Origin of the sequence: Pseudomonas mosselii, from assembly GCF_005796105.1 — a bacterium.
Lineage (GTDB): Bacteria > Pseudomonadota > Gammaproteobacteria > Pseudomonadales > Pseudomonadaceae > Aquipseudomonas > Aquipseudomonas mosselii_C.
This window is the reverse complement of record NZ_VAUO01000001.1, coordinates 684,803-699,261: the sequence shown is the minus strand read 5'-3', so window position 1 is coordinate 699,261 and position 14,459 is coordinate 684,803. Positions and strand designations below refer to the sequence as shown.

General features: G+C 65.6%; 3 protein-coding genes. All 3 read left to right on the top strand.

The genetic code is table 11. From position 1 onward, the window contains the following. Window position 1 precedes the first annotated feature (1 nt). Genes FEM01_RS03225 through FEM01_RS03215 form a run of 3 tightly spaced genes read left to right on the top strand, consistent with a single transcriptional unit; the run spans window position 2 to window position 14,447 of the window. A complete protein-coding gene (locus FEM01_RS03225; protein ID WP_138217824.1) occupies window positions 2-9,025 on the top strand; it encodes a non-ribosomal peptide synthetase in 9,024 nt (3,007 codons plus the stop codon). Beyond that, window positions 9,022-12,804, top strand: a complete 3,783-nt coding sequence (locus tag FEM01_RS03220; protein ID WP_138217823.1) for a non-ribosomal peptide synthetase — start codon at window positions 9,022-9,024, stop codon at window positions 12,802-12,804. The genes FEM01_RS03225 and FEM01_RS03220 overlap by 4 nt, the downstream gene beginning before the upstream one ends. Then, window positions 12,804-14,447, top strand: a complete 1,644-nt coding sequence (locus tag FEM01_RS03215; protein ID WP_138217822.1) for a cyclic peptide export ABC transporter — start codon at window positions 12,804-12,806, stop codon at window positions 14,445-14,447. The genes FEM01_RS03220 and FEM01_RS03215 overlap by 1 nt, the downstream gene beginning before the upstream one ends. Window positions 14,448-14,459: the final 12 nt, after the last annotated feature.

Genomic DNA, 14,459 nt, shown 5'->3' with positions numbered 1-14,459 from the left:
GATGAATGCGACCAACCAACAGGCGTTTGTCGAGATCGCCCAGCGCCTGGCCTCACTGCCGGCGGACAAGAAGCAGCTGTTCCGTGAGCGCCTGGCCGAGAAGGGCATCGATAGCTGGCGCCTGCCCATTGTCCCGACCACTGGCGCGCAGGCAGCGGTGCCGCTGGCCCATGCGCAACTGCGCTTTCTCACGGCCGAGGCCGTGAGCGGCCGTGCGCTGTACAACCTCTGCTCGGTACTGCGCTTCGATGGGCGTCTGGATCTGGCGTGCCTACAGCAGGCCATGCAGCAACTGGTGGAGCGGCACGCGATCCTGCGCACGCGCTACGTGCCTGATACAGCAGGCCGCTTGCAGGCGCATTGCGAGCCCTGGACGGCGGGCCTGCCGGCAGTCGAGCCGCTCCCATGCGAGGCCCTTGCCGACCCGCAGCAATGGTGCGCCGACGAGTACGCCCGGCAACTGGCCGAGCCGTTCGACCTGAGCCGAGAAGTGCCGTGGCGCTGGCGCGCATTCAGCGAGGTCGAGCAGGGCAGCACCTGGCTGTTCTTCACCATCCACCATGTTGCCTACGATGCCTGGTCGGCCCAGCAACTGACCCGCGAACTGGCCGAGGGCTACCGTGCCCTGAGCCTGGGTGTGCCCGCCCAGTTGCCGGCGCTCGACATCCAGTACGCCGACTATGCCGCCTGGGAGCACGAGTGGCTGGCCAGCGACGCCTGCCGCCAGCAGCTCGATTACTGGCGCAGCCAGTTGGCCGATGCCCCAGGACCGCTGGCCTTGCCCTGCGACCATCCGCGTCCGCCTGCCCATCAGCGCCGCCACAGTGGCGTGGTACGCGTCCGTGAACTGCCGGCTGAAGTGTCCGCGCAGGTGGATGCGTCCGTCCGCGAGCAGGGCGTGACCCTGTACATCTTTGGCCTGACCGCCTTCGCCTGGCTGCTGGCGCGCTACAGCGGCGAGCGTGACCTGTGCCTGGGTACGTCGGTGGCACAACGCGATCGCCCCGAGCTGGCACCGTTGATTGGCCCGTTGCTCAACACCCTGGTCATTCGCCAGCGCCTGGAAGACGACCCGGACTTTCGCAGCGCCCTGCTGCGTACCCGCGACAGTGTGGCGGCGGCATTCGACCAGCAGACCCTGCCGTACGAAAAGGTTCTCGAAGCCCTTGACCGGCCGCGTTCCAGCCCGTTGTTCCAGGCCATGTTCGTGCAGGTGGAATTGCCGGAAAGCCGCACCCTGAGCCTGCCGGGGGTCAGCGTCGAGGTGCTCGACCCGCCGCAGCGCCACGCCCGTTTCGATCTCACCCTGCGCCTGCTGCGTGGCGCCGACCAGCGCCTGCGCTGCGAGCTGGAATACAGCGACGAGCTGTTCGAGGCGGCCACCGTCGAGCAACTGCTCGACGATCTGCAAGCCATTCTGCAGCAGGCCGCGACCAACCCTGGCCAGCGCTTGTCGGCGCTACGCCTGGCGTCTCCGGGCAGCCAGTTGCAAGGGCCGGCGCTGGGCGCCAACCCTGAGCCACTGGACCGACAGGTGCAACAGTGGGCGGTGCGCACGCCGCAAGCCCCGGCGCTGTGCGATTCCCGGCAATCGCTGGCCTATGGCGATCTGGCGAATGCCGTGCAGGCACTGGCGTTACGCCTGGCCGAGCAAGGCGTGGGCCCCGGCCAGGTCATCGCCCTGTGCATGCCGCGCAGCGCCGAGCAGGTGCTGGCGATGCTGGCTTGCTGGCAACGTGGTGCAACGTGCCTGTTTCTCGACCCGGCGCAGCCTGTGCAGCGCTTGCAGCAACTGCTTGAAAACAGCGCAGCGAGCCTGTTGCTGAGCCTGGCCGAGGCGCCCGCGCTGAACGGCGCGCTCGCGCATCTGCACCTGAGCGCTGCCGACCTTGCTGCCCCCGCACCTCGCCAGCCTGTGCCCAGCCTTAGCCAGCCCGAGCAGGCCGCGTACCTGATCTACACCTCAGGCTCCACCGGCCAGCCCAAGGGCGTGCTGGTCAGCCATGCGAACCTGGCGCATTACGCCGCTGCCGTCAGCCAACGCCTGCAAGCGCGCGCCGCTAGCCGTTGGGCGACCCTGGCCACGGTCGCTGCCGACCTTGGCCTGACCTGCGTCTTCGCCGCCTTGCACGCAGGTGATCCACTGATCCTGCCGGAGGCCGCATTGGCCTTCGATCCACCTGGCTGGGCCGATTTTCTCGCGCAACATCCGGTGGACTGCCTGAAAATCGCGCCCTCGCATTTGCGTGGCCTACTGGCGCTGGACGATGCCCGGCGGGTACTGCCACGGCAGTTGCTGATCCTGGGCGGCGAAAGCTTCGATGCAGCGCTGTTCGGGCGCATCCGCGAACTGGCGCCAGCGCTGCGCGTGTTCAACCACTATGGCCCGTCGGAAACCACCGTCGGCGTAATCTGTGGCGAGGTCACCGAGGCCGGGCACGGCACTTACCTGGCGCTGGGCCAACCATTGGCCGACACCGAGCTGCGTATCGTCGATGCGACCGGCCAGCCGGTGCCGCGTGGCGTGGCGGGCGAGCTGCTGATCGGCGGCCCACAGGTCGCGCTGGGCTACCTTGGCCAGCCGCACGTCACTGCTGGCGCCTTCATCGATGAGGCTGGGCGGCGTTTCTACCGCAGCGGTGATCGGGTCCGCTTGGATCAGCATGGACGTTTGGCGTTCCTCGGGCGCCAGGACGATCAGGTGAAGATTCGCGGCTTCCGCGTAGAACCCGGTGAGGTCAGTGCCTGGCTGAGTCAGCAGTCGCCAGTCCGTGAAGCTGCCGTGCTGGCCTGCGAGATTCAGGGGCGCTTGCAGCTGGTCGCCTATGTTGCACCGCGCCTGACCCCGGACGTGCTGAACGCCATCCAGGCGCAGGCCCGGGCGCAGTTGCCCGAACCGCTGCAACCCGCGTACTGGCAGAGCCTGGACGCCTTGCCACTGACCGCCAATGGCAAGCTGGATCGCCGCGCCTTGCCCGAGCCCGAAACCAACCTGACGGCAGACGAGGGCGGACAGGCCCCCCTGGGCGTCAGCGAGCAATTGCTGGCCAAGCTGTGGTGCCAGGTACTTGGCTGCGCGACGGTCACTCGCCAGGACGATTTCTTCGCCCTTGGCGGCGATTCGATTCTCAGCTTGCAACTGATCGGCCTGGCTGCACGCGAAGGGCTGCGCTTGCAGCCACGCGACGTGCTGGAACAATCCACCCTGGCGGGCATGGCAGCCTGCGCCGACTGCCGCGCACAGCCACGGCTGGCGCTTATTCTGGCAGCCTTTCGCGAGCTGCTGGCGCAGCCGCAACTGGGGCCGGACGATGACTTCTTCGCCGCAGGTGGCGATTCGATTCTGAGCCTGCAACTGATCGCGCGACTGCGTCAGGCTGACCTGCGCCTGATGCCGCGCCAACTGCTGGAAAACCCCACGCCGCGTCAACTGGCAGCCGTCCTGGAACCGGCGCCGGCTGCTCGCAGCGCAGCTGCTGCGCCGCCAGCTTCGGTCAGTGCCATGGCACGGCTGTCGCATGCCCAGGAGCGGTTGTGGTTCATGCAGCAGCTCGAACCCGAAGCCACCGCCTACAACGTCACGCAACTGCTGGCCTTGCAGGGTGAACTGCATGTGTCACGCCTGCGCAGCGCCTGCCTGAGCCTGATCGAACGTCACGAAGCCCTGCGCTGCCGTTTCTTCGAGGACAATGGGCAAGTACGTCAGCGTCTGGTGGAGGTGCCCGAGGCCAGCTTCACCCTGCACGATCTGCGCGCAGCGCCGGCAGAGGCACGGGAGGCGGCAATTGCCCTGGCTGCGCAGCGGGTCTTTGACCTGGCGCACGGGCCGCTGGTGGCCATCGACCTGTTCCAGATCGCAGAAGACGACTATCGCTTGCTATTCAACGCACACCATATCGCCGTGGACGGCTGGTCCATGGGGCTGTTGGTGCAGGATCTGGCCGCGCTCTACGAGGGCCGCCAGCCTGTGCCCGGCACTGGCCTGCTGCAAGTGATCGAAGCGCAGCGCCAGGCCCTGGAAGGGGATGCTGGGCAGAGACTGCTCGATTACTGGCAACAGCGCCTGGAGGGTTTGAGTGACGAGGCGCTGACCTTAAGCGAAAGCCCGCGCCCGGCACTCCAGGCGTATGCCGGCGCGCGCGAGCAGTTCGCGTTGTCCAGCGAGCTGACCTCGGCTATCGCGGCCCGTGCCAAGCAGCTTGGGGTGACCCCCTTCGTGCTGTACTTCGCTGCGCAGCAACTGCTGCTCTGGAAACACTCCGGGAGCCGCGACTTTGCCATTGGCCTGCCGGTGTCGGGGCGCGAGGCGGCGGACAGCCAGGCGTTGGTCGGCCTGTTCGTCAACACCCTGGCCTACCGCGTGCAGCTCGATGAGCGGCAAAGCCTGGAGCATTTCCTGCAACACCTGGGCCTGCGCCTGGCGGATGACCGGGCGCATGAGCACTTGCCGTTCGAGCGTCTGCTCGACGTGCTAAAGGTCGAGCGTAGCCTCGACCGCACGCCGTTGTTCCAGGTCATGTTCAACTACCAGGTCGATCACCTCGGCGAGCGCAGCCTGCAACTGCCAGGGGTCACGGTCGCGTCGCTGGCCTTGCCGCAGGCAGCGATCAGCGCCAAGTTCGACCTGACCTTCAACCTGTTCAGCCAGGGCCGTGGCGATGCTGCCAGCAGCCAACTGATCGTCGAGTACGCTACCGCGCTGTTCGACCCGGCGCGTATCCAGTGCCTGGTGGACGACTACCTGGGCGTGCTGGCGAGCCTGGCGCATGTCGATCTGCGCCAGCCGCTGCTGGCGCTGCCACTGCTCTCGGTGCAACGCCTGCACCGCGCAGGCGATGCTGCCCCATTGCAAGCCGAGGCGGATTTCGTGACCCGCTTCGAGGTTCAGGCTGCCTTGCATCCCGAGCGCACCGCCGTGTTCTGCCGCGACCGACAACTGAGCTATGAGCAGTTGCAGGCCCAGGCCAACCAGCTTGCACACTGGTTGTTGGCGCAAGGTGTGACGGCAGAGTCGACGATCGCCTTCTGCCTGCCGCGCGACGAGCGCCTGCTGGTCTGCGTGCTGGGCATCCAGAAAGCCGGGGCGCAGTACCTGCCGCTCGATCCGAGCCATCCGCCTGCGCGGCAACTGGCCATTATCGAGCGGGCACGGCCGCACCTGCTGCTGTGCGATGTTCAACCGGCGCATTGCCCGGCCACGTTGCGCTGCCAGCGTTGGCAGGACCTAGCGTTGCAAGCGCAGCCGACCGATGTACCGGCGTTGCCAAGGCACTTGCAGCAACTGGCCTACACCCTCTACACCTCCGGCTCCACCGGGCAGCCCAAGGGCGTGCAGATCAGCCGGGGCAATTTTGCCAACTTCCTGCTGGCGATGGAGCGCGCCTTGCCGCTCGATGGCGTGCATCGCTACCTGGCGCTGACCACCGTGACCTTCGATATCAGCGGCCTGGAACTGTGCCTGCCGTTGGTGCGCGGGGGCAGTGTGGTGCTCGCCGATGACGAGCAACGCCAGGACCCATTGCTGCTGGCGCAACTGATCGTCGAACAGTCGGTGGAACTGATCCAGGCCACTCCGGCGACCTGGGCCATGCTGTTGCAGGGCGATCGCCAAGTACTGGCTGGGCGGATCGCCCTGGCCGGTGGCGAGGCGCTGGCGGCGGAGATGGCCAGCGAGCTGAAGCAATTCGTTGGTTGTCTGATCAACGTCTACGGGCCGACCGAAACCAGCGTCTGGTCGACCCAGACGCTGGTGCAGGCGCTGCATCAGCCAGTGGTGCCGATTGGCCGGCCGCTGCTTAACACGCGCTGCCATGTGCTCGATGAGTTTCTCTGTGAGGTTCCGCCAGGACGTACCGGCGAATTGTATATCGCAGGCCTTGGGCTGGCACGTGGCTATGCCGAGCAGCCGGCGTTGAGCGCCGAGCGTTTCATCGCTGACCCGTTCGGCGGCGCGGGTGGGCGCCTGTACCGCACTGGCGATCTGGCCCGCTGGCAGGCCGATGGCCAGTTGTATTTCCTGGGCCGTAGCGACGATCAGATCAAGCTGCGCGGCTTCCGTATCGAGCTGGGCGAGATCGAGGCGGCACTGCTCGGTCACCCTGGAGTCGCCCAGGCGGTGGTGGCGGTGCAGGGCGAACAGCTGGCTGCGTTCTGGGTTGCCAGCGCGGCTGGCGAGCCTGACGCAGAGGCGCTGCGCGACTATCTACAGGCACGTCTGCCGGTGTACATGCTGCCAACCCATTTGCAGGCGCTGCCGGCATTGCCGCTCAACAGCAACGGCAAGGTAGATCGCCGGCAATTGCCGCAGTTGCGCAACCTGCAAGCGTCGGCCGCGCTCAGCGTGCAGCGACCGATGAACGCCAGCGAGGCGCTGCTGAGCGAAATCTGGGGCCAGGTATTGCAGCGTGAGCAGGTGCCGCTCGATGGGCATTTCTTCCAACTCGGCGGGCACTCGCTGATGGCCGCGCAGGTGCGCTCGCGTCTGCGCGAGCAAGGCTTCGAGGTGCCGCTGCGCTGGCTGTTCGAAACGCCTGTACTGACCGAGCTGGCGGCGCGCCTGGACACCCAGGCCACGGTTATCGACCCGGCGAGTTCGAGCATCACGCTGGTCGATCGGCATATCGACCAGCCGCTGTCGCCTGCGCAGCAACGGGTCTGGTTGATGCAGCAACTGCAACCGAGCGACAGCAGCTTCAATATGAGCAGCAACGTGCGCCTGCGTGGCGCCCTGGATACCCAGGCGTTGCAGCAGGCCTTGCAGCGTGTGGTCCGGCGCCATGCGATCCTACGCACCACCTATCATCAGCAGCAGGGCGAGGCGCGTCAGCGCATTCAGGCGGATTCTGCGTTGACGTTGCAAGAGCTGACCCTGAGCCAGGCACAGTGGGCGCAGGCGTCGCATGAGGTGGCCGCGCGCCCGTTCGACCTGAGCGTCGAGGCGCCACTGCGCGCGGTTCTGTATCGCCTGGGCGAGCAGGAACATGTGCTACAACTGGTACTGCACCATATCGCCTCCGACGGCTGGTCCGGCTCGGTGCTGATCAGTGAGCTGGTCGAAGGCTACGAGGCCTACAGCCAGGGCCAGACTCCCGTGGAGCACGAACTGGCGATTCAGTACGTCGACTATGCCGCCTGGCAAGTTTCTGCGCCGCTGCGCGCGCGTCAGCGCCAGGGGCAGCAGTTCTGGCAACGTACGCTGGCGGGGATACCGAGCCAGGTGCCGTTGCCGTTCGACTTCCCACGCGCCGAGCGCGACAGCGGGGGTGGTGCTGCCTTGGACTTCCAGTTGCCAGCCGCAACGCTGGCCCGCCTGGAGGCCTTGCAGCGTGACAGCGGCGTGTCGCTGTTCATGCTGCTGCTAACCGTTTATGCGGCCGTGCTGCAACGCGAAACCCAGGGCCGCGATCTGGTCATCGGGACCGACGTGGCCAACCGCGAACACCCAGCTACCGAAGCGCTAATCGGCTTCTTCGTCAACCTGCTGGCGTTGCGTATTCGCCCGCAACCGGAGCTGAGTTTGCGTGAACAGGCGGCCTTGGTACGCGATGTCTGCCTGGATGCCTTCGCCTGGCAGGACACGCCGTTCGAGCAAGTGGTGGAATGCCTCGATTTGCCGCGCGTGGCCAACCAACATCCGCTGTTGCAGACCCTGTTCGTGTTGGACAACACGCCGCGTCAGCCGCGCCGCCTGGGCAACCTTGAAGTCACGCCGCTGAGCAGCGAGCAGCAACATTCCAAGTTCGACATGGCGCTGTTCGCCACTGCCGAGGGTGATGCCCTCAGCCTGCGCTGGGTGTACCGCACCAGCCTGTTCCGCCCAGCTACCATCGAGCGCTTGCGCGACAGCTTCGTGGCGCTGCTGGATGCTGCGCTGGATGCCCCGGACCGCCCCATCGATGCCTTACCCATGCCTTCCAAGGGAACCGCTGCCATGTCCAGTACCACGGACAACCCGCTGCAACGCAAGATGAGCAAGCTCGGCAAGCTGCGCCACAATGGCCCGACTGCCGCAGCCGCACCGATCGAAACCCGCCCCCTGCACGCCGGTTCCAGCTTCCCCCTGCTGGTGCAACTGCGCGAGCGCGAGCTGGCCCCTGCGGTGTGGGCTGAGGCACATCGCGATCAGGTGGAGGGCTGGTTGCGCGAGCACGGGGGGATTCTCTTCCGTGGTTTCGATCTGCCGACCCCGGCGGACTTCGAGCAGTTCTGCCAGGCGCTGTGCCCGGAGCTGTACGGCCAGTACGGCGATCTGCCGAAGAAGGAGGGTGGCAACAAGATCTATAAGTCCACGCCCTATCCGAAGGACCGGATGATCATGTTCCACAACGAAAGTGCTCACCAGCATCGCTGGCCGCGTCGGCAGTGGTTCTATTGCGAGACGCCGGCGACCCACGGCGGGGCCACGCCGATTGTCGACAGCCGCCAGGTGTACCGCGAGCTGCCTGCCTGGTTGCAGGACAAGCTGCGTCGCAAGCAACTGATGTATGTGCGCAACTTCAGCGCAAGCCTTGATGTCAGCTGGCAGCACTTCTTCCAGACTGAGGAGCCTGCCGAGGTCGAGCGCATCTGCCGTGAGGGTGGGATCGTGTTCGAGTGGCGCGGCAGCAACGAACTGCACACGCGCCAAGTGTGCCCGGCGGTGATCCTCCATCCACTGACCGGCGATGCCAGCTTCTTCAACCAGATCCAGCTTTACCATCCGGCGTTTCTCGATGCCGATATTCGCGAGCAATTCCTCCAGGGGCGCGATAGCGTCATGCCCCGGCAGGTGTTCTACGGAGATGGCAGCGAACTGGAAGAGGCCGCCATTGAGGCGATCAATAGCGCTTACGAGCGGTGTGCGGTGCGCTTCGACTGGCAGCGCGGCGATGTGGTGATGCTCGACAACATGCTTGCCGCGCATGCCCGCGACCCTTTCGAGGGCGAGCGACGTATCGTCGTGGCCATGGGCGATATCTATCGCCGCGATCAGGTCGCAGCCGCACCGGCTACGACTGAGGAAACTGCTCTGGAGATGACACCATGATGGACCTTGGCCTACCTCTTTCACCGGCCCAGAAGCAATTGGCCGAGGCCAACCCGCAGGCGTACCGCTGGGTGCGCATGACGCTCACCGGCGTAGCACCCGAGCAGGTCGAACAGCGCCTGCGTGAGGCCCTGGAGCAACACGACGCGCTGCGCCTGCGTTATCTGCGTCCGCATGGTGCGACCGGCCTGCGCCAGCGCGTGGTCGCGCCGCACGAACTGCGCCTGGACTGGCGTCAGGCGGGTGCGGGCAGCGATGTGGTGGCCTGGCAGCGCGACGCTCAAGCCCAGTGCCAGACCCAGCAGCCCGATCTGCTCGCCTGGTGGTGCGATCAGCAACTGTGGCTGGCGCTGCCGGCCTGCTCGCTGGATCTGCACAGCCTTGAGCAACTGCGCGGCAAATTGCTAGGCCAGGGCACGCCAGGGGAGGCCGAACCGATGCAGTACAGCGACTACGCCGACTGGATCACCGGCCTGCAACTGGACGAGGACGCCGAGCAGGGCGTGCAGTTCTGGCGCAACCTGGCCTTGCAGGAGGTGCCGGGGATGCGTCTGATCGAGCGCTATGGCATGGCCAGTGGTGCCCGGGGCTGCGTACAGCAGGCGCTTGACCCTGCCCTGTGCGGTGCGCTCAAGGCACTGGCGGCGGGCGAGGCGCTGGCCATCGAGCCACTCGCCCTGGCTGCCTGGGGCGCGTTGCTCGCCCGCTTGAACGGCCAGCGTCATGCGCAGTTGGGCTTGCAGCACGATCCGCGTGACGACTATGAGCAGTTGCAGGGCGCCTTTGGGCTGTTCGAGCAAACGCTGCCCATGCAGGTGCATGTGTCCGAGCACGCCAGTTGGGTCAGCCTGGCCCGACAGCTGGCCCGGCAACTGGAAAACGCTGTGCTCTGGCAGGAGTACCTCGGCCAGGCCGAGCTGCTACCTGAGTGGCGGGCCAGCTATCAGGCCGGGCTGCGTGTGCAGCATCTGGCTGACATTAAGGCCTTGCAGGCCTTGTCCTTCGACACGCCGGTGGAATTGCAACTGCACTGGCTGCTGGATGACGCCGGCCAAGGCCAGTTGGCGCTGACGTACGACAGCGGATTGTATCGGCGTGAGCAGATGCAGCTGTTGCTGCGCCGTTACGTGCACTGGATCGGCCAACTGCTGCAGGCGCCGCAAGCGCCGCTGGACGGTCTGGATGCCTTGCTGGCCGAAGAAGCGCAGCCCACTGCGCTTGATGCGGAACTACCGGCGGACGTCGATATCATCGAGCGCTTGCGTGCCCATGCGCGTCACCAGCCGCATAGCCCAGCGCTGCGCGATGGCCGGCAGCTGCTGAGCTATGCCGAGGTAGACGCGCTGAGCGACCGGGTTGCCGGCAGTTTGCAACAGGCCGGTGTTGGCCCAGATCAGGTCGTGGCGTTGCTGCTGCCGCGTGGCGCGCAGATGCTGATCGCCATGCTGGCCTGCTTCAAGGCTGGTGCGGCCTATCTGCCATTGGATCCGGCGCTGCCACCGCTGCGCCTGGCCAGTATTCTTGAGGATTGCCAACCGGCGCTCGTGCTGCAACTGGATGAGTCGGGCCAGGTCTGCGAGCTGCCCAGCTTGAGCTGGTCGCAGGCCAGCAGCGCCGAACCACTCGCGACGCCTGTGGCCAGCGCGCCGCAGCACCTGGCCTATGTGCTCTACACCTCGGGCACCAGCGGCAAGCCCAAGGGTGTGCAGATCGAGCAGGGCCAGCTACGCCACTACGCGAGCCGGATCACTCACGCGCTGAATCTGCCGGCAGGTGCCCATTATGGGCTGGTCTCGTCGCTGCTTGCGGACCTGGGCAATACCGTGCTGTACCCAGCCTGGCTGCAAGGCGGCTGCGTGCACCTGCTGAGCCAGGCCAGTGTCACCGATGCGCAGGCGTTCGCCGATGAACTGCGCGAGCATCCACTGGATGTGCTGAAAATCGTTCCCTCGCACCTTGAGGCCCTGATCGGTGAGCATCCGCTGGAAGGTGTGCTGCCACGTCAGGTGTTGGTGCTTGGCGGCGAAGCGGTGAGCGAAAGCCTGCTGGCGCGCTTGGCACAAGCAGGCTCCGGTTGCCGCCTGTACAACCACTACGGGCCGAGCGAGACCACGGTCGGCGTGCTCTGGCGGGCCATCGACAGCGAGCAGGGGATCAGCGGCACGGCCTTGAACCAGGTGCTCGGCAACAACCGCATCTATCTGCTCGACGAACAACAGCGCCCCGTGCCTGGCGGGCAAGCGGGTGAGCTGTGCGTGGCAGGTGCCAGTGTCGGTCGCGGCTACCTGGGTGATGTCGGCAGTTCGGCATTCGGCCAGGACCGGCACTCCGGCGCGCGGTTGTACCGCACTGGCGACCTGGCGTTGCGCCAGGCCGATGGCGCCTTGCGCATTCTCGGGCGTAATGACCAACAGGTGAAAATTCGCGGTTTTCGTCTGGAGCTGGCGGAGGTCGAGCAGGCGTTACGCGGCGTGCAGGGCGTGCAGCAAGCGGCAGTGTTGCTCGATGGTGAGCGCCTGTTGGCCTTCATTGTCGAACAGCCAGGGCAGGGCAGGGCTGAGCACCTGCTGCGCGACGACCTGGCCCAGCAACTGCCGGAGTACATGCTGCCGGCCGGCATCTTCGCCCTGAAAACCCTGCCGCTGAACAGCAATGGCAAACTCGATCGGCAAGCGCTGCTGGAACGTGCCCGGCAGCGTCTGCAAGGTGCGCGGGTGGCCCCGGTCGGCGAGCTGGAAAGCGCCGTGCTGGACATCTGGTGCCGCGTGCTGGGGGTCGAAGATCTCGGCGTGACCGACAACTTCTTCGCCATCGGCGGACATTCCCTGGCGGCGATCAAGGTAGTGGCTCTGATTCGCGAGCAACTGGGGCTTCATCCGCCAACCAATCTGCTGTTCGAGCGTCAGACCGTGCGCGAGCTGGTGCAAGGCCTCGATCAGGGCGCGAGCAGCGAGGGCTGGCAGGTGCTGAACGATGCAGCCGGCGATGCGCCGGCCTTGCTGCTGGTCCATGGCGCGGATGGCAACCTGAAAGACTACCGAACGTTGCTCGCGCAACTTGGCCAGAGCCAGGCCGTTTATGGCCTGACGGCATTTGACGAGCAATGGCAAAGCCAGGATATGGACAGGCTGCTGCAACGCTATGTGCAGAGCATTCCCGAGTCGCTCAAGCAGCGCCCACTGGTGGTGCTGGGCTGGTGCCTGGCTTCGCGCCTGGCACTGCTGTTGATTGCGCACCTACAATCAGCTGGCTTCAATATCATGGCCTTGGCGGCGGTGGATCATGATCCGCAGCGCAGCCTTATAGGCGACGGTGACGAGGGCGGGCAATTACTCGCTGACCTGGTGTTCCTGTGTCGCAGCCGTTCGCAGCCGTTGGGCGATACATTGCGCGAGCGCTTGGCCCGGCAACTGGTCGATTGCGATTATGCCGAGGGCGTGAGCCGCCTGTTGGCCGATGCCGAGGTGCGCGAGCATCTGCAATGGCACGGCGCTGAGGCCGAGTTGCAGGCCGCGATGGTGCGCTACCGGACGATCAAGACGCGTCTGTACGAACAAGCCTTGCCGGTGGTCGATGTGCCCATCTGGTTGTGGCGCAGCAATGCCCATCGTGATCTGCGTGCAGCCTGGCAGACGCATACGCGCGCGGCGGTACGTGATCTGAGTCTGGATGTCGGCCATCACGCAATCCTTGCCGAGCCGCGCCTGAGCGCGGATTTGTTGTCCCTGCTGGCGCCAAGCACTGCGCCGCAACACCAAGCCGAAAAGGTGCCCAACTGATGATGTTATTGAAGGAGCTGCTGCACGATGCGCGCTGGCGGATTTTCCTGGCGGTGCTGTGCAGCGCCTTGAGTGCGGCCAGCAGTATCGGCCTGATCGGCTACATCAACCGCAGCCTGGAGCAGGGGCTGGATAACCTGAGCCAGGCACTGGCGCTGTTCGCCGGTCTGCTGGTGCTGTTGTTCGTCAGCGGGACTTTAGCCCAGTGGCTGCTGGTGCAGATTGGCCATCGCCTGGTCTATCAATTGCGCCTGCGCCTGGTGGGCAAGGTGCTGGGCACCGCCTTGGAGCGCATCGAGCGACTGGGCGGTCCGCGCATCTACAATGCGCTGACCAAGGACGTGACCGCCGTGGCCACGGCCTTCAAGCAACTGCCGATCTCGCTGTACAACGGTTTGCTGCTGCTGGCGGGCTTGGCGTACATGGCTTGGCTGAGTTTGCCCTTCTTCGCCCTGACCCTGGCGGTGATCGCCTTCGGTGTACTGCTCGATGTGCTGCTCGGGCGCCAGGTCAAGCACCTGATGCAGCAGGTGCGCCAGCAGGATGACCGCTTGACCGAACAGTTCGAGGCGACCATCAGTGGCCGCTGCGAACTGGCCTTGAGCCGCGAGCGTCGGCAATTGCTGTTCAACCAGCGCCTGGAGCCTATCGCACAGGCCTCGCTACAGGCTTCGGTACGCGCCGATACGCTGTGGGCGATCAACCTGAACTGGACGTCGCTGCTGGTGTTCGTGCTCATCGGTACGCTGTTCTTCCTCGGCCAGGGCCTTGGGTTGCTGAGCCAGCAGGTGGTGGTGGGCTACGTGTTGGCGATCATGTTCCTGCGCACGCCGATCTCGATGATCCTCGATGCCGTCCCGGCAGTGATCCGCGGCCATGTGGCGTTGCAGGCCATCGATGACCTGGCCTTGGGCGAAACGGCGCCCTTCACCTTGCCGGCCAAGGCCGCCGAGCCTTTTCGCGAGTTGCGCCTGAGCAACGCACAATACCGCTACCCTGGGCAGGGCGACGAGTTCGCTTTCCAGCTGGGCCCCATCGATTTGCACGTTCGGCGTGGCGAACTGATCTTTATCGTTGGTGGCAATGGCAGCGGCAAGTCGACCCTGGCCAAATTGCTGACCGGCCTCTACCAGCCTAGCGAGGGGACGGTCGCGCTCAATGGCGTGCCTTTGGAGGCCTCGAACAGCGAGTGGCACCGCGAACATTTCGCGGCGATCTTTGCCGACTTCTACCTGTTCGCCGATGTGCTCGGCGAGAACGGCGAGCTCGAAGGGCTGGAGGAGCGGGTCGGCCACTATCTGCAGCGCCTGGGTTTGGCGCACAAAGTTCAGTTCATCGATGGACGCCTGTCCACCACCGCCCTTTCTCAGGGGCAGCGCAAGCGCCTGGCCCTGCTGTTACTGATGATGGAGGGCCGCGAGGTGCTGCTGCTCGACGAATGGGCGGCGGACCAGGACCCGCTGTTCCGTCACGTGTTCTACCACGAACTGTTGCCCGAGTTGCAGGCGGCCGGCAAAACGGTCATCGCCATTACCCACGATGACCGCTACTTCGACGTAGCCGATCGCATCTACCGCCTGGATTACGGCCAGTTGGTGGACTATGACCACAGCCGCGAGACCCCCTTCGAGTTGGCCAAGTAGGCGGTGGCAGCG

Coding starts and splice junctions, on each gene's coding strand:
- FEM01_RS03225 (WP_138217824.1), top strand. CDS start 2: ATGAATGCGACCAACCAACAGGCGTTTGTCGAGATCGCCCAGCGCCTG.
- FEM01_RS03220 (WP_138217823.1), top strand. CDS start 9,022: ATGATGGACCTTGGCCTACCTCTTTCACCGGCCCAGAAGCAATTGGCC.
- FEM01_RS03215 (WP_138217822.1), top strand. CDS start 12,804: ATGATGTTATTGAAGGAGCTGCTGCACGATGCGCGCTGGCGGATTTTC.